This is a genomic window from Tsukamurella pseudospumae (assembly GCF_001575195.1).
Taxonomy (GTDB): Bacteria; Actinomycetota; Actinomycetes; order Mycobacteriales; family Mycobacteriaceae; genus Tsukamurella; species Tsukamurella pseudospumae.
This window is the reverse complement of the sequence record NZ_LSRF01000033.1, coordinates 190,708-206,289: the sequence shown is the minus strand read 5'-3', so window position 1 is coordinate 206,289 and position 15,582 is coordinate 190,708. Positions and strand designations below refer to the sequence as shown.

Sequence of the window (15,582 nt, the reverse complement as noted above, 5' to 3'; positions counted from 1 at the left end):
CGATGCATCGCGTCGCTGTCGCGGACCTTGCACGGCACTGACGCCGCCTGTCGCGGCGCTCGCACCGAAAATGTCAGGGGTCTGCGCGACAATGGCGGAGTGCTGTTCGCCGAGGTCGTCGCCGCATCCGCCGAGGTCGCGGGCACCCGCTCGCGCACCGCGAAGATCGCCGCACTGGCGGCCGTGATCCGCGCCGCCGGGGTCGCGGACGTGCGGCCGGTCGTCGCGTGGCTGTCGGGCGGGCTGTTGCAGGGCCGCCTCGGCGCGGGCTGGCGCACCGTCGGGCGCACCGTCGACGGTCTGGACCCAGCGGCCGAGCCCACGCTGAGCGTCGAGGAGGTCTCCGGCGCGCTGGACGAGCTGGCCGGGACCTCGGGTGCCGGCTCGGTTGCCCGACGGGACGCCGTCCTCGCCGGGTTGCTCGGCCGCGCGACGGCGGCTGAACAGCGCTTCCTGGTCGGGCTCGTCACCGGGGAGCTGCGGCAGGGCGCGCTCGCGGGCGTGGTGACCGACGCGGTGGCGCGCGCCGCCGAGGTCCCGCTCAACGTGGTGCGCCGGGCCGCGATGCTCTCGGGCTCCCTTCCGGACACCGCCGCGGCGGCGCTGTCGGGCGGTGCGGCTGAGCTCGCCGGATTCGGGCTGGAGGTACTGCGCGGCGTCTCACCGATGCTCGCCTCTCCGGCGGAGGGCGTCGCCTCCGCGCTGGCTGACCTCGGGCCGGAGGTCAGCGTCGAGTTCAAGCTCGACGGTGCGCGGATCCAGGTGCACCGGCTCGGCGACGAGGTCCGCGTCTACACCCGCACGCTGCGCGACATCACCGGCTCGGTGCCCGAGATCGTCGCGCTGGCCCGGGAGCTGCCGTGCAGTTCCGTGGTGCTCGACGGCGAGTCGCTCGCGCTGACCGACGCCGGGCGGCCGCGGCCCTTCCAGGAGACGATGAGCCGATTCGGGTCGACGGACTCCGGTGACACCGTGCTGCGGCCCTACTTCTTCGACTGCCTGCACCTCGATGGGCGGGACCTGCTCGACGAGCCGTTGTCCGTGCGCCTGGAGGCGCTGCATGCCGCGGCGGGCGAGCTCCGCATCCCCGCCCTGGCCCGGCCCACGCCGGACGAGGCAGCCGCCCACTACGCCGCCGCGCTCGCCGCGGGCCACGAGGGCGTGATGATCAAGGACCTCACGTCGCCGTACGCCGCAGGCCGCCGCGGGCGGGCGTGGCAGAAGGTCAAACAGGTCCACACGCTCGACCTGGTGGTGCTCGGCGCCGAGTGGGGCTACGGCCGCCGCACGGGCATGCTCTCGAACCTGCACCTCGGTGCCCGGGACCCGGGCGGCGGCGATCCGATCATGGTGGGCAAGACCTTCAAGGGCCTGACCGATGCGCTGCTGCGCTGGCAGACCGAGGAGTTCCCGCTCCACGAGCGCGAGCGGGACGAGCACACGGTGTTCCTACGTCCCGAGATCGTCGTCGAGATCGAGCTCGATGGCGTGCAGGTCTCGCGTCGGTACCCGGGCGGTGTTGCGCTGCGCTTCGCCCGGGTGCTGCGCTACCGCCCGGACAAGTCCGCCGCGGAGGCGGACACGATCGAGGCGGTGCGGTCACTGCTACCCGAGTAGCGGATCGGTGGCGTCGATCCCGTCGGTGACCAGGGCCCGCCGGAGCACCTTGAACGACGGGGTGCGGGGCAGCTCGTCCACGATGCGCAGGCGGCGCGGGTGCTGGCGCGGGCTCAGATCCGGCTGGACGGAGAGGAAGTCCGCGAGGTCGCCCGGTGTCAGTGTCGCGCCGGGGACCAGCACGAGTGCCGCGGCCACCTGGTCGCCCACGCGATCGGGCAGGCCGTACACCGCCGCCTCGGCGATGGCGGGATGGCGCAGCAGAGCGCGCTCGATCGGTGCGACGCCGAGATTCTCGCCACCCACCCGCATCCAGTCGCCGGTGCGGCCGGCGAAGTGCACGAAGCCCGCCTCGTCGACGTAGGCGAGATCGCCCGTGCGGTACACGCCGCCCGTCGCGCGCGCGGCGTCCGCGGTGGGATCCTTGTAGTAGCCGGAGAATCCGCCGGTACTCGCGGTGTTCACCAGCTCGCCGATCGCCTCGTCGGCGTTGAGCAGCGCCCCGTCCGGGCCGGTCACGGCACGCGGGCACTCCTGCGCGGTGCCGGGCTTCCAGACGGCGACACCGTCGGGCAGGGGGCCGAGCGCGTCGGGCGGGGTGTCCGGCGTGCGGGCGATCGCGACACCGTTCTCGGACGAGCCGTACCCGTCCTGGACGTGGCAGCCGAACCTGGCAGCGAACGCGGCGATGTCGTCGGCGCGGCCCTCGTTGCCGTAGAGCACGCGCAACGGATTGTCGGCGTCGTCGGCGTGCTCCGGCGTGGCGAGGATGTACGACAGGGGCGTGCCTACGTAGTTGGCGTAGGTGGCGCCGTACCGGCGCACGTCGTCGAGGAAGCCCGACGCCGAGAACCGTTCGGCCAGAGCGATGGTCGCGCCGGCGGCCAGCGCTACAGCCCACCCCGCGAGCAGCGCGTTGGAGTGGAACAGGGGCATCGCGATGTACGCGGTGTCGTCGCCGGTCAGCCGGAACCGCTGCGCCAGCATGATGCCGGCACCCGTGAACTTGCCGTGCGTGGCCTGCACGGCCTTCGGCTCGCCGCTCGTGCCCGAGGTGAAGACGAGGGCCAGCAGGCTGTCGGTGTTCACCGCCGCGGCGGGCGGCGACGCGCCCGCGTGCGCGGCGAGCAGCTCCGCCCACCGCGGACCGTCGAGGTCGATGACCGGCACGCCGAGATCGAGGCCGTCGAGGAGCGCGGCGCGCCGGCCCTGCGTGAGGACCACGCCGCAATCGGCCAGTGCGACGTCCCGGGCGAGCGCCTCGCCGCGGCGGGTGGGGTTGAGCCCCACCACGACCGCACCCGACAGGGCTGCCGCGCCGAGCAGGAAGGAGAACTCCGGAACGTTGTCCGCCAGCACCCCGATGTGACGGGGCGCAGCTCCTGCGCTGGGGCCGCCTCCGGCGTCGTCGGGCAGGAGCTCCCGCAGGACGGCGGACCGGACCGCGGACTGCTCGACGTGCTCGGTCCAGGTCCACGTCCGGTCACCGGCCCGCAGGCCCGCGCGGGAGTCCCCGGCGCGGGCGAGCAGCAGGTCGGCGACAGTCGGAAGTGACTGCGGGAGGGCAGCGCTCATCTCACGCGCCGAGGAACCGCGCGCACATCTCGCCGATCATGTACGACGGCGCGTTCGTGTTGCCGCCCGTGATGGACGGCATGATCGAGGCGTCCGCGACGCGGAGCCCCTCGATCCCGTTGACCCGCAGCTCGGGGTCGACGACGGACCGCTCGTCGGTGCCCATGCGGCAGGTGCCCACCGGGTGGTACACCGAGTGCACGCGGTTCGGGAGTTCGCGGCGCAGGGCGGCATCGTCCATGAAGGAGGCGCCGGGCGTGAACTCCTCGCTCACCATCGGCGCGACGGACGGGTGCCGCATCACCTCGCGGATCATGCCGATGCCCTCCATGAGGACCTCGGTGTCCTGCGGGTCGCTGAGGTACCCGGGGTCGATCGACGGCTGCTCGAGCGGGTTCGCCGAGTTCAGCCGCAGCTCGCCGCGGCTCTGCGGGTAGATCAACGTGGGCAGGATCGTCAGGCCCGGCCGCGGGTCGACCATGTGCAGCTTGTCGGCGTCCTGGTTCGGCGTCGGGTAGTTCCACGGCAGGCAGTGGATCTGCAGGTCCGGGATGTCCTTGGCGTAGGAGGTGCGCACGAAGGCCGCGGCGTCGAAAACGGTGTTCGCCATGAAGCTCTGGCCGGGGCTGCGCCACTCCTTCGCCAGGCCCTTCGCGAAGTACGCGGGCGTGCCCTTGTGGACGGCGTCCTTCATGAGGAAGGTCAGCGGGACGAACAGGTGGTCGTGCAGGTTCTGGCCCACAGGGAGGTCGGCGTGCACGTCGATCCCCTTCTCGCGCAGGTGCGCACCGGGCCCGATGCCGGACAGCATGAGGATCTGCGGCGAGCCGATGACACCGCCCGAAACGATGACCTCGCGGTTGGCGCGGATCGTGGTCACGGCGTTCCCGTCCAGCACCTCGACGCCCGTGGCGCGGCCGTTCTCGATCACCACGCGCTTGACGTGGGCGTTCACGTGCACTCGCAGGTTCGGGCGGGCCTCGCGCAGGTAACCGTGCGCGGAGCTGAACCGGGTGCCGCCGGCGGCGCTCTGCTGGAAGACGCTCACGCCCTCTTGGGACGGGCCGTTGTAGTCGTCGATCATGGGCGCGTTCAGCGTCGACGACAGTGCCCCCATGTAGGACCTCGTGGCGTCGGTGAGGTGGGCCTGTCGGGTCACCTCGATGGGGCCGCCGGTGCCGCGCAGATCGGTGGCGCCGTCCTCCCAGTTCTCGAGGCGCTTGAAGGCGGGGAGCACGCCCTCGTAGTCCCAGCCGGTGGCGCCCTCGGCGGCCCACGAGTCGTAGTTGGCGCGGTTGCCGCGGACGAAGAGCATGCCGTTGATCGAGCTGGAACCGCCGAGCACCTTGCCGCGGGTCATGGGGATCCGGCGGTCGTTGGCGAACTTCTGCGGGGTCGAGTACTGCTTCCAGGCGACCCGCGCCTTGAGCTGCGGGACCGTGTGGACCATCGAGATCATGCCGGGGACCTGGGCGAGTCGGGTGTTGTCGTTGCGGCCGGCCTCGAGCAGCGCGACGCTGGCGCCGGTGTCGGCGAGCCGTCCGGCGATCACGGAACCCGCACTGCCGGAACCGATCACGATGTAGTCGACCGCCTCGTTCGGCGACACGGCGGAGGTCGTGGTCTTGTACGTCTTGCGGATCATGCGGGGTTCCTTCCGGCGAGGGTCGCGCCCAGGGCGCGGAGATGGGCCGTCGCGCCGCCGAGCGCGAACTCCGCGCGCTTGGCCGCCACGAAGTAGCGATGGGTGGGATGGTCGGTGTCGATGCCGACGCCGCCGTGCACGTGGACCGCGGTGTGCGCCACCCGGTGTCCGGCCTCGGCGGCCCAGAACTTGGCGGTGGCGATCTCGGCCGCTGCATCGAGGCCTTCGGACTCGCGCCAGGCGGCTTCGAGCACCGTCAGGCGGACGGCCTCGACATCGATGTAGGCGTCGGCGAGGCGCTGCCGGACCGCCTGGAACGAGCCGATCTGCTTGCCGAACTGCTCACGCGTGCGGGCGTAGTCGGCGGTGAGCTCGAGCGCGCGCTCCGTGATGCCGGCCTGCAGAGCGCACCAGCCGAGGGTAGCGAGGCGGCGAGCGCGCGCCGCGGTGTCGGCGCCGCCGAGCCGCGCCGGCGCGGGCACGAGCGCGGCATCGGCCTCGACGAGCGCGGCATCGGTCCCGTTCCCCACGTGCTGGCCCGTGACCGACAGCCCGGTCGTGGCGCGCGGGAGCAGGAAGAGCGCGGGCCCGTCCTGCGTCGTCGCCTCGATGACGAGGAGGTCGGCGAAGGCGGCGGACGAGACCGCGGTCTGGGCACCGTCGACCCGCCAGCCGTCACCCGACGGACGGGCGGTGAACCCGCTCAGCGCATCGCCGAAGGCGACCGCGGCCGTGGACCTTCCGCGCACGAGCGGAACCAGCCACTGCTCGATCTGCTCCGGGCTCCCGGCCTCGGCGAGGCTCTCGGCGACGACCAGGACGGTGTCGAGGTAGGGCGCCGGGGCCGCGACGCGACCGAGCTCGGCCAGGACCGCGGTGTGGGCCAGCAGGCCCAGCCCGCCGCCGCCCACGGTGGCGGGGAGCGCCGCGTCGAGCACGCCCGACCGCGCCAGCGTGGCCCAGAGCTCCTGGTCGAGACCGGAATCGGTAGGGCGGGGCGTCTTGTCCCGCCACGATTCGACGATGCGCCGGGTCAGCTCGGCGAGGTCGGTGCGTGCCTCGGGGACGGTGAAATCCATGTCGTGTGTCTCCTTGACGTCCTAGCGGCTGACCGGCAGCCGGAGCCCGGCTCCGGCGATCAGGTCGCGCTGGATCTCGTTGGTGCCGCCGCCGAAGGTGAGGATCAGGGAGCTGCGGTGCAGCCGTTCGATCCGGCCGCGCAGGAGCGCGCCGGGCGAGCCCGCGCGCACGATCGCGGCGGTGCCGAGGACCTCCATGAGGAGCCGGTAGCCCTCGGTGGCGTACTCGGTGCCGAAGACCTTGGTGGCGGAGGCGTCGGCGGGGCCGAGCTCGCTGTGGTCGGCGGCCCACGCGATCTTCCAGTTCCGCAGCTTGAGGTACTGCGCGTGGGCGTACACGCGGGCCAGGTGGGTACGGACCCACTCGGCGTCGATGACGCGCGAGCCGTCCGCCAGCTTGGTGTTCTGCGCCCAGTGCCGCACCTGCCGTTCCGAGTCCAGCAGCGGGGCGGCGGAGGTCAGCGCGACGCGTTCGTGGTTGAGCTGGTTGGTGATGAGCTTCCAGCCGCTGTGCAGCTCGCCCACCACGGCCGTGGCCGGCACGCGGACATCCTGGTAGTAGGTGGCGGAGGTGCCGGGGCCGGCCACCGTGTGCACCTTGGTCCAGGAGAAGCCCTCGGCGGCGGTGGGGACCACCATGATCGACACGCCGCGGTGGCGCTGCGCCTCGGGATCGGTGCGCGCGGCGAGCCAGACGTAGTCGGCGTACTCGATGAGCGAGGTCCACATCTTCTGGCCGTTGATCACGTAGTCGTCGCCGTCGCGCACGGCCCGGGTGCGCAGGGCCGCCAGGTCGGTGCCCGCCTCGGGCTCCGAGTAGCCGATCGCGAAGTGGGTCTCGCCCGCGGCGATGCCGGGCAGCAGCTCCGCCTTCTGCTCGGCCGTGCCGCCCGCCATGATCGCGGGGCCCACGGTGTTCACGGTGAGGAAGGGGACGGGCACGCCGGCGACGGCGGCCTCGTCGGTGAAGATCAGCTGGTCGAGCATCGGGCGCGCCTGCCCGCCGTACTCCTCGGGCCACCCGATCGCGAGCCAGCCGTCCTTGCCGAGGGTCCGGGTGATCTCCTTGTAGACCTCGCCGTCACCGTACTCACCGCCGGCGCCGAGCAGGGCCTCGCGGCGCTCGGGTGTCATGAGCTGGGCGAAGTAGCCGCGCAGTTCCGCGCGCAGCTCCTGCTGTTCCGGCGCATAGTCGATCCGCATGGCGTCACTGTAGAACAAGTTCTAGAAAAGTGGAACGAAACCGCGGTCTCGGCAGTATTTTCCTGTGGAGGGGGAGCGTGAGCTCCGCAGTGAACAGGTTCTTACATCGAAGGGTGGAACATGACGCAGGCAGAGGTGGCGAGCCTGGACGGCAAGGTCGCGATCGTGACCGGCGCGGGCGCCGGGTTGGGCCGCGCCGAGGCGCTGGCGCTCGCCCGCGGCGGCGCCGCGATCGTGGTGGGCGATGTCTCGCCCGCGGCGGAGGAGGTGGTCGCGTCGATCCGGGCCGACGGCGGCCGCGCCGAGCTGGTGCTCGGCGATTCCGGCGACCGGGAGACGGCCGACGCGCTGATGGCCGCCGCCGAGGGGCTCGGCGGGCTGCACATCGTGGTCAACAACGCGGGCTTCTGCCGCGACAAGATGATCTTCTCCATGACCGACGACGAGTTCGACTCGGTGGTCCGGGTGCACCTGCGCGGGCACTTCCTGCTCTCGCGCAACGCATCGGCGTACTGGCGGGACGCGGCGAAGGCGTCCGGCGGCGAGGTCTACGGCCGGGTGGTCAACACGTCCTCGGAGGCCTTCCTGTTCGGCTCGGTCGGCCAGCCCAACTACGCGGCGGCCAAGGCCGGCATCGCGGCACTGACCATCGCGACCGCGCGGGGACTCGGACGATACGGAGTGCGTGCCAACGCGATCTGCCCCCGCGCGCGGACGGCCATGACCGAGGGCGTCTTCGGGGACGCACCCGACGGCACCGTCGACCCCCTGTCGGTCGACCACGTGGCGCGGTTCGTGCGCTTCCTCGCCGGACCGGAGGCCGCGAGGATCAACGGGCAGGTGTTCGTGGTGCACGGCGGGATGGTGGCGCTCATGGCGCCGCCCTCGCTCGAGCAGCGGTTCGACGCCGACGGCGGGCAGTGGGACGAGGCCGGTCTCGCCGCCGCGGTGGGCGGCTACTTCGCGGACCGCGACGACCGCATGTTCGTCGCAGCACAGTTGGAAGGGTGATCGGTATGACCGGAAGGCTCACGGGGAAGCGGGCGCTCGTCACGGGCGCCGCACGGGGACAGGGCGCCGCGGTGGCGCGCCGGTTCGTCGCGGAGGGCGCGCAGGTGCTGCTCGGCGACGTGCTGGACGAACAGGGTGAGGCGCTGGCCGCCGAGCTCGGCAGCGCCGCCGTGTACCGGCACCTCGACGTGACCTCGGAGGATGAGTGGGCGGCTGCGGTCGCGGCCGTGCAGGAGAGCTTCGGCGGACTGGACGTGCTGGTGAACAACGCCGGCGTGCTGTTCTTCTCGGCGATCGAGCAGACGGCACTCGCCGACTACGAGCGGGTCATCCGCATCAACCAGTTCGGCTGCTTCCTCGGCATGCGCGCCGCGGTGGAGCCGATGAAGGCTGCGGGCGGCGGATCGATCGTCAACACCTCGTCCGTCGAGGGGCTGGGCGGCATGCCCTACCTCACCGCGTACACCGCCAGTAAGTTCGCGATCCGCGGCATGACCAAGTCCGCCGCGATGGAACTGGGGCAGTACGGCATCCGCGTCAACTCCGTGCATCCGGGCATGATCGACACCGCGATGGTGGCGGATGCGCTGGGCGGCAACGAACCGCCGACCGATTGGCTCAAGCAGCGACTGCCGATCGGGCGGCAGGGCAGCGCCGACGAGATCGCCTCGCTCGTGCTGTTCGTCGCCTCCGACGAGGCGAGTTACAGCACCGGCGCCGAGTTCGTGGCGGACGGCGGCGCCACCGCGACCCACGCCCTGAAGCTGTAGATGCCCGGCATCGAAGCGATCCGGCGGGTCGTCGAGGCCTCGCCCACCGCCGTCGCCGCGCACGACAAGGCGGCATGGACCGCGTTGTTCGCGCCCGACGGGGCCGTGCACGACCCCGTCGGGCCGCCGCCGCAGACGACTCCCGCGGCGATCGCCCGCTTCTACGACATGTTCATCGGCCCGAACACCATCGTCTTCGAAGTCGAGCACGACGTGATCCTCGCGGCTGAGGGACTGATGGTCCGCGACCTCACCGTGCACACCACGATGAGTACCGGTGTCACGCTGCACATCCCGATGCACCTGCGGTACACCGTGGCGGACGGTCCCGACGGCGCCGCGATCACCGGGCTGCACGCCCACTGGGAGCTGCGCGGAATGATCGCGCAGCTGCTGCTCTCCGGGCCGCGCGGCCTCGCTGCGGGCGCCCTGCTCGGACCGCGTCTGTTCCGCACTCTCGGTCCTCGTGCCGCCCTGGCATTCCTGGGCGGCGTCCGCGGTGTCGGCGGAAGCGGCCGGCGGCGGGCCACCGAGCTGCTGCACCTGCGCGGACTGCAGGTGGGCAAGGTCCTCGCCTCCGGCACGGCCGTGACCGCCACGGTGTACGACGGTGCCCGCCGCGGCGTGGCCCTCGTCGACCTGTGCGGACGGGAGCCGACGGTCACCGTCCACCTCCCCGATTGAACACCGTTATGGAGATTCCGATCTGCGGGTTTCCTCTCCGTAACGGTGTTCAATCGGGGCGGCGGGCGGCGACGCGGGAGAGGGTGAGGGCGGCGGCGCGGACCGCGGGAGCGACCCGCTCGGGACGCATGCGGTTGCTCCACCCGGCCACGGAGACGGCGGCGACGGGGGCACCGTCGGCGTCGAGGACCGGGCAGGCCACGCAGACGGTTCCCGTGCTCGATTCCTCGCGCTCGTAGGCGACGCCGTCGTCCCGGACGCGCTGCAGTTGCCGGCGCAGGATCGCGGGCGAGGTGATGGTCCGGGTGCTCAGCCGGGGCAGGCCGGTCGCGATCACGCCGTCCACGACCGCGGCGTCCGAGAACGCCAGGATCGCCTTGCCGACGCCCGTCGCGTGCGCGGGCATGCGCCCGCCGACCCGCGACGGCAGGTTCGGCGCGTCCGGACCCGGGAGGACCTCGAAGTAGACGACCTCGGTGCCCTCGAGCCGCGCCAGATGAACGGTGTTCCGGGTGCCCGAGCGCAGGTCCGCGAGGAGCGGACGTGCGGCGTCGACGAGGTCCCGGTGCCCGGTCGCGAGCTGCCCGATCTCGAAGAGCCGCAGGCCGAGCCGCAGATCCGTGCCGGAGCGCGCGAGCAGCCCCGCGGCCACGAGGTGCCCCGTCAGGCGGTGCACCGTCGACTTCGGCAGGCCGGTGCGCCGCGCGAGCTCGGACACGCCGAGGCCGCCGTCGCCGGGCCGGTAGGCGGAGAGCACGGCGGCTATCCGGTCGACGGTGGCACCGTCGTTCCGCTCAGCGGGACGCATGGGATCAGTCTGCCAGCCTCGGCCCGGGGCCGTCGCGCTATCGGCGATCGACGATCGGACCGACGAACCGGACCAGGAGTGCGTGCTCGTAGCCGGCGTCGGCGCCGGGGTGCGTGAGCAGCCCGACGATCACGCGGACGACCCAATCGAAGACCTGGGGATCGGCGAGCTCCGGCAGGTCGTCCGCGACGCGTGCGCCCGCAGCGGCGGTGGCGAGAGCCTCGGCGTTCTCGGCGAGGACGGGGCCGACGGCGAAGTCCTCCGAGGAGAACCAGGCCAGCAGCGCCGGCCGCTCCCGCACGTAGGCGATCGCGGACTCGATGACCCCCACCAACCGCTCCGGCGGTGTGCCCGTGGCGCCGTCGCGGGCCGCGAGATGGGCGAGGGCCCCGGTCATCTCGCGGAGGACGTAGGCGGAACGCAGGCGCTCGCGGTTCGCGAAGTAGCGGTAGAGCGTGGCGCGCGAGCACCCCGCGGCGCGGGCGATGTCGTCCATGCCCACCGCGGCGACACCGTGTTCGGCGAACAGGCCCGCCGCCGCGTCCAGGATCCGCTCGGTGGCGCCCGAGCGCGCGGCGTCGGACCAGCTCGTGTTCGCTGCGCGGGTCACGGCAGCCGGCCCGCGGTGACGGGCACCGTCGTGGGGCGCCGCACGTACGCCCCGGGCGCCCAGCGCACCCCGTCGAGATCGACCTCGAACCCCGGAACGCGGGCGAGCAATTCCTCCAGCGCGACCCGCGACTGCATCCGCGCTGCGGCCGCGCCCAGGCAGTGGTGCGGCCCCTGCGCGAAGGTGAGGATGTTGCGAGGGTTGCGCGTGACGTCCAGGGTGTCGGCGTCGTCACCGAAGACCGTCTCGTCGCGGTTGGCGGAGCCGTAGAGCAGCAGGACCCGACGGTCCGCGGGGATCACGGTCCCGTCGACCTCCACCGGGCGGGTGGTGGTGCGCCCGAGCCCCTGCACCGGCGAGGTCAGGCGGAGGAACTCCTCGACCGCGCCGGGGATCAGTCCTGGATCTTCGAGGAGCAGGCGCCGCTGGTCAGGACGTTGGTGCAGGAGCTGGATCGCGCCGCCGAGCAGCCCCGTCGTGGTGTCGTTGCCGCCCGCGACCATCGTGAACGTGAATCCGAGGATCGAGACCACGCCGGCGGGGTCGCCGTCGGCACCGATGCCCGCGGCCACGAGGTGCGAGACCACGTCGTCCTCCGGCTCGGTGCGCCGCCGCTCGATGAGGGCGGCGAAGTAGCCCATGAGCTCGCCGACGGCATCGGCCGCGGAGGCCACCACGGATGCGAGGTCGCCGCCGCCCGAGTTGGCGGCGACGATGCTCTCGGTCCACACGTCGAACTTCCCGCGGTCCGCCGGCGGCACGCCGAGGTAGTGCGCGACGACCATGGACGGCAGGGGCTTGAACAGCTCCGCGACGATGTCGCCGCCGCCCTGCTCGCGCAGCCGCTCGATCCGCTCGACGACGAAGGCGCGCACGTCCGGCTCGATCGCGGACACCTGTCGCGGCGTGAAGCCGCGCGCCACGAGGCGGCGGAAGTCGGTGTGCACCGGCGGATCCTGCATGACCATCGGCGGATTCTCCTGCAGGCCGATCTTCTCGAGCTCGCCGTAGTGGAGCGTCAGGCCCTGCGCGGAGGAGAATTCCTCGGGGGAGCGGACCACGTGCCACACGTCCGCGTGCCGGGGGAGGACGTAGTACTCGAGATCTTCGCCGTCCAGCGGCTCCGCTCGGTGGACCGCGCCGGACGCGCGGAGGTCCCGGTACAGCGCGAACGGATCCGCCCAGGTCTCGGCGGAGAACGGGGCGAAGGTCGGTGCGGTCGTCATGGGCACTCCGGATGATGTGAGACGAAACCGATGATATGTATCGAAAGTAGAACGAGTTCCGTCAATCGTCAAGAGTCGGCCAATCCGCGGTGCCGTCCCGCTCAGCGGAACGCGAACGTGGACCGGTGGGCGTCGGTGGTCGACGCTGTGAGACATGACTCAGAAGGTAACGGCGGCCATCGTCGCAACGGGGAACGAGGGATGTCGATGACGGAACACGGCAAGGTCACTGCTGCGATTGTCGGCCCCGGAAACATAGGCACGGATCTGCTGGCCAAGCTGCGGCGGAGCGAGCACGTCGACGTGCGCTACATGGTGGGCGTCGACCCCGAATCGGACGGGCTCAAGCGCGCGGCCGACCTCGGGCTGGAGACCTCGGCGGAGGGTGTGGACTGGCTCCTGAGCCGGCCCGAGCCGCCGCGGATCGTCTTCGAGGCGACGTCCGCGAAGGCGCACCGTGCGAACGCGCCCCGGTACGCCGAGGCGGGCATCGTCGCCGTCGACCTGACGCCCGCCGCGGTCGGCCCCCTGGCCTGCCCCGTGGTGAACCTCGAGGCGCAGCTCGACGCCCCGAACGTCAACATGATCACCTGCGGCGGCCAGGCGACCATCCCGATGGTGCACGCGGTCAGCCGGGTCACGCCGGTCAGCTATGCGGAGATCGTGGCGTCGGTGTCGTCGCGTTCGGCGGGCCCCGGAACCCGCGCGAACATCGACGAGTTCACCGAGACCACCGCCCGCGCCATCGAGGAGGTCGGCGGCGCAGTCAAGGGCAAGGCGATCATCATCATCAACCCGGTCGAGCCGCCGATGATCATGCGGGACACCGTCTTCTGTGCCATCGACCCCGACGCCGACCGGGACGCGATCACCGCGTCCATCGAGCAGATGGTGGCGGACGTGCAGCAGTACGTTCCCGGCTACACGCTCAAGGCGCCCCCGCAGTTCGACGAGCCCCGGCCGGGCTGGGAGGGCAAGGCGCGCGTCGCCGTGTTCCTCGAAGTGGCCGGCAACGGCGACTACCTGCCCACCTACGCGGGCAACCTGGACATCATGACCGCCGCCGCCGCGCGCGCCGGCGAGCTGCTGGCGCAGCGCATCCTGGCAGGAGTGAAGGTATGAGCGGCATCAACGGAAACCTGTGGAGCGAACCGAACCGGGACGTCCGCATCGTCGACACCTCCCTGCGTGACGGCAGCCACGCGATGGCGCACCAGTTCACCGAGAAGAACGTCCGTGACACCGTGCGCGCCCTCGACGATGCGGGGGTCTCGCTCATCGAGGTGACCCACGGGGACGGTCTGGGCGGCAGCACCTTCAACTACGGCTTCTCCCTGGTCGACGAGCGCAAGCTGATCGCCGCCGCCGTCGACGAGGCGCAGCAGGCGAAGATCGCCGTGCTCATGCTGCCCGGCCTCGGCACCGTCGAGGACATCCGCATCGCGGCGGATCTCGGGGCGGGCGCGCTGCGCATCGCCACTCACTGCACGGAGGCGGACGTCTCCATCCAGCACTTCGGCGCCGCACGGGAACTCGGTCTGGAGACGGCGGGATTCCTCATGCTCTCGCACATGTCCACGCCCGAGGCGCTGGCGAAGCAGGCGCGCATCATGGCCGACGCGGGGTGCCAGTGCGTGTACGTCGTCGATTCGGCGGGTGCCCTCATCCTCGAGGACGCGGGCGAGCGGGTCGAGGCGCTGGTCGCGGAGCTCGGCGACGACGCCCAGGTCGGCTACCACGGCCACCAGAACCTCAGCTTCGGCGTGGCGAACTCGGTGATCGCCCACCGGGCCGGCGCGACGTGGATCGACGGCTCGCTGCTGGCACTCGGTGCGGGCGCGGGCAACTCGCCGACCGAGGTGCTCTCGGCCACCTTCGAGAAGCTCGGCATCCGCACGGGCACCGACAAGGACGCGCTCATGGCCGCCGCGGAGGTTGTGGTCAAGCCGTACATCACGCGTCTGCCGGTGATGGACCGCAGCTCGATCGTCCAGGGCGCCGCGGGCGTGTACTCCAGCTTCCTGCTGCACGCGGAGCGGGCGCAGGAGCGCTACGGGGTACCCGCGTACGAGATCCTCTACGAGTGCGGGCGCCGCGGCTACGTCGGCGGCCAGGAGGACATGATCATCGCGATCGCCGTCGAGATGGCGGCCGCGCAGCAGGCCTGACGGGTGGGCCCGGCGGCGTACCGTCGGGCCCCCTCCCGTGACGCGACAGCAGTGGAGCCCCGACCTTTCGCCGAAGGGTCAGGGCTCCACTGCTGTTCGGTCGGAGGGGTGTCAGTACTCGACGGTGATGGCCTGCGTGGGGCACTGACTCACCGCGTACTCGATGTCCTCGCGGTCGGCGTCCGTGAGGCCCTCGTCGGTGGCCTCGGCGAAGCCCTCGTCGTTGACCTCGAAGACATCGGGCCGGATTCCCTCGCAGACGCCGAATCCGGTGCACGCCTCGCCGATGGTGATCTTCATGGTGATTCTCCGTTTCGTGGTGGTCAGGGGGCCAGGACTGCGGTCACGGACCCGAGCGGGCCCATGTCGGCGACGACGACATCGCCGGCGCGGACGGGCTCGGCCCGGGTCATCGAGCCGGGCAGCACGACGTGGCCGGGCTGCAGGACGGTGCCGAGCGGTCCGACGGTGTTGGCGAGCCAGACGAGCGCGTTGATGGGCGAGCCCAGGACGGCGCCGCCGGCGCCCGTGCCCACCTGCTCGCCGCTGATCCGGAACGTGCACCCGACGGTGCGCAGGTCGACGTCGTGCAGGCGGGTAGGGCGACTGCCGAGGATCACGCCACCCGAGGAGGCGTTGTCGGCGACCGTGTCGACGATCGAGATGTTCCAGTCCGTGATGCGCGAATCGACCACTTCGAGCGCGGGCACCACGAAATCGACCGCGCGGATCGCATCGGCGACCGTGACACCCGGACCGCTGAGCTCGCGGCCGAGGACGAAGGCGATCTCGGGCTCGATGCGGGGCTGCATCCACGCCGAGGTGTCGATGGGCATCTGCTCGAGGTGGAACATCGACGCCGTGAGGTGCCCGAAATCGGGTTCGTAGACGTTCATCTGGCGCTGCATCGCGAGCGATGCGAGCCCGACCTTGTGGCCCTTCACCAGGTCGCCGTCGGCTTCCCAGCGGCGCACCTGCTCCTGCTGGATGCGGTAGGCGTCGGTGATCGTGGCCTCGGGGAAGCGGCTGATGATCGGGTCGATCGGGGTGCGCGCCGCGTAGGCGCCGAGCAGCGCGTCGGCAGCGGCGGAGATGGCGGAATCGTCCATGATCGAATACTAGAACAGGTTTCAGTCGGGCGGTGCGGAACCGCGGGTTACTCGCGGGTAGCAAGCACTCGATGCAG

General features: G+C 71.8%; 15 protein-coding genes. 6 read left to right on the top strand and 9 right to left on the bottom strand.

What is annotated here, in order from left to right; translation table 11 throughout:
* Positions 1–99 precede the first annotated feature (99 nt).
* Positions 100–1,617 (top strand): ATP-dependent DNA ligase, encoded by a 1,518-nt coding sequence (locus AXK60_RS11480; RefSeq protein WP_068571251.1) that lies wholly within the window; start codon positions 100–102, stop codon positions 1,615–1,617.
* On the opposite strand, the gene AXK60_RS11475 is transcribed toward AXK60_RS11480, so the two are convergent.
* The 4 genes from AXK60_RS11475 to AXK60_RS11460 are packed head-to-tail and all read right to left on the bottom strand — an operon-like array spanning position 1,606 to position 7,119.
* Positions 1,606–3,192 carry a long-chain-fatty-acid--CoA ligase gene (locus AXK60_RS11475; RefSeq protein ID WP_068571250.1) on the bottom strand — a complete coding sequence of 529 codons (1,587 nt, stop codon included), beginning with the start codon at positions 3,190–3,192 and terminating at the stop codon, positions 1,606–1,608. The genes AXK60_RS11480 and AXK60_RS11475 overlap by 12 nt on opposite strands.
* A 1-nt stretch (position 3,193) precedes the next feature.
* Positions 3,194–4,837 (bottom strand): GMC family oxidoreductase, encoded by a 1,644-nt coding sequence (locus tag AXK60_RS11470; protein WP_068571249.1) that lies wholly within the window; start codon positions 4,835–4,837, stop codon positions 3,194–3,196.
* A complete protein-coding gene (locus AXK60_RS11465; protein WP_068571248.1) occupies positions 4,834–5,916 on the bottom strand; it encodes an acyl-CoA dehydrogenase family protein in 1,083 nt (360 codons plus the stop codon). The genes AXK60_RS11470 and AXK60_RS11465 overlap by 4 nt, the downstream gene beginning before the upstream one ends.
* 21 nt (positions 5,917–5,937) lie before the next feature.
* Entirely contained in the window at positions 5,938–7,119 is a 1,182-nt protein-coding gene (locus AXK60_RS11460) for an acyl-CoA dehydrogenase family protein (protein WP_068571247.1), read from the bottom strand.
* A gap of 120 nt (positions 7,120–7,239) precedes the next feature.
* On the opposite strand from AXK60_RS11460, the gene AXK60_RS11455 reads away from it, so the two are divergent.
* Genes AXK60_RS11455 through AXK60_RS11445 form a run of 3 tightly spaced genes read left to right on the top strand, consistent with a single transcriptional unit; the run spans position 7,240 to position 9,584 of the window.
* Positions 7,240–8,130: a 3-oxoacyl-ACP reductase gene (locus AXK60_RS11455; RefSeq protein WP_068571246.1), complete on the top strand. Its 891-nt coding sequence runs from the start codon at positions 7,240–7,242 to the stop codon at positions 8,128–8,130.
* A 5-nt stretch (positions 8,131–8,135) separates the two neighbouring features.
* Positions 8,136–8,900, top strand: coding sequence for a glucose 1-dehydrogenase (locus AXK60_RS11450; protein ID WP_068571510.1), 765 nt, complete (start codon positions 8,136–8,138; stop codon positions 8,898–8,900).
* Positions 8,901–9,584 (top strand): nuclear transport factor 2 family protein, encoded by a 684-nt coding sequence (locus AXK60_RS11445; protein WP_068571245.1) that lies wholly within the window; start codon positions 8,901–8,903, stop codon positions 9,582–9,584.
* A gap of 49 nt (positions 9,585–9,633) precedes the next feature.
* Here AXK60_RS11445 and AXK60_RS11440 read toward each other — a convergent pair whose 3' ends face one another.
* From AXK60_RS11440 to AXK60_RS11430, 3 genes are read right to left on the bottom strand one after another with little or no spacing between them, the layout of a single operon-like run.
* Positions 9,634–10,392, bottom strand: a complete 759-nt coding sequence (locus tag AXK60_RS11440; protein WP_068571244.1) for an IclR family transcriptional regulator — start codon at positions 10,390–10,392, stop codon at positions 9,634–9,636.
* 37 nt (positions 10,393–10,429) lie between these two features.
* Positions 10,430–11,002, bottom strand: coding sequence for a TetR/AcrR family transcriptional regulator (locus AXK60_RS11435; RefSeq protein WP_068571243.1), 573 nt, complete (start codon positions 11,000–11,002; stop codon positions 10,430–10,432).
* Positions 10,999–12,228 carry a cytochrome P450 gene (locus tag AXK60_RS11430; RefSeq protein WP_068571509.1) on the bottom strand — a complete coding sequence of 410 codons (1,230 nt, stop codon included), beginning with the start codon at positions 12,226–12,228 and terminating at the stop codon, positions 10,999–11,001. Before AXK60_RS11430 ends, AXK60_RS11435 begins: the two co-directional genes overlap by 4 nt.
* Positions 12,229–12,435: 207 nt before the next feature.
* On the opposite strand from AXK60_RS11430, the gene AXK60_RS11425 reads away from it, so the two are divergent.
* Positions 12,436–13,350, top strand: a complete 915-nt coding sequence (locus AXK60_RS11425; RefSeq protein WP_068571508.1) for an acetaldehyde dehydrogenase (acetylating) — start codon at positions 12,436–12,438, stop codon at positions 13,348–13,350.
* Positions 13,347–14,396 (top strand): 4-hydroxy-2-oxovalerate aldolase, encoded by a 1,050-nt coding sequence (dmpG, locus tag AXK60_RS11420; protein ID WP_068571242.1) that lies wholly within the window; start codon positions 13,347–13,349, stop codon positions 14,394–14,396. The genes AXK60_RS11425 and dmpG overlap by 4 nt, the downstream gene beginning before the upstream one ends.
* Positions 14,397–14,507: 111 nt before the next feature.
* Here the strand turns inward: dmpG and AXK60_RS11415 are convergent, their stop codons facing one another.
* Positions 14,508–14,696: a ferredoxin gene (locus AXK60_RS11415; protein WP_068571241.1), complete on the bottom strand. Its 189-nt coding sequence runs from the start codon at positions 14,694–14,696 to the stop codon at positions 14,508–14,510.
* A gap of 23 nt (positions 14,697–14,719) precedes the next feature.
* Positions 14,720–15,505 carry a 2-keto-4-pentenoate hydratase gene (locus AXK60_RS11410; protein ID WP_068571240.1) on the bottom strand — a complete coding sequence of 262 codons (786 nt, stop codon included), beginning with the start codon at positions 15,503–15,505 and terminating at the stop codon, positions 14,720–14,722.
* Positions 15,506–15,582 lie beyond the last annotated feature (77 nt).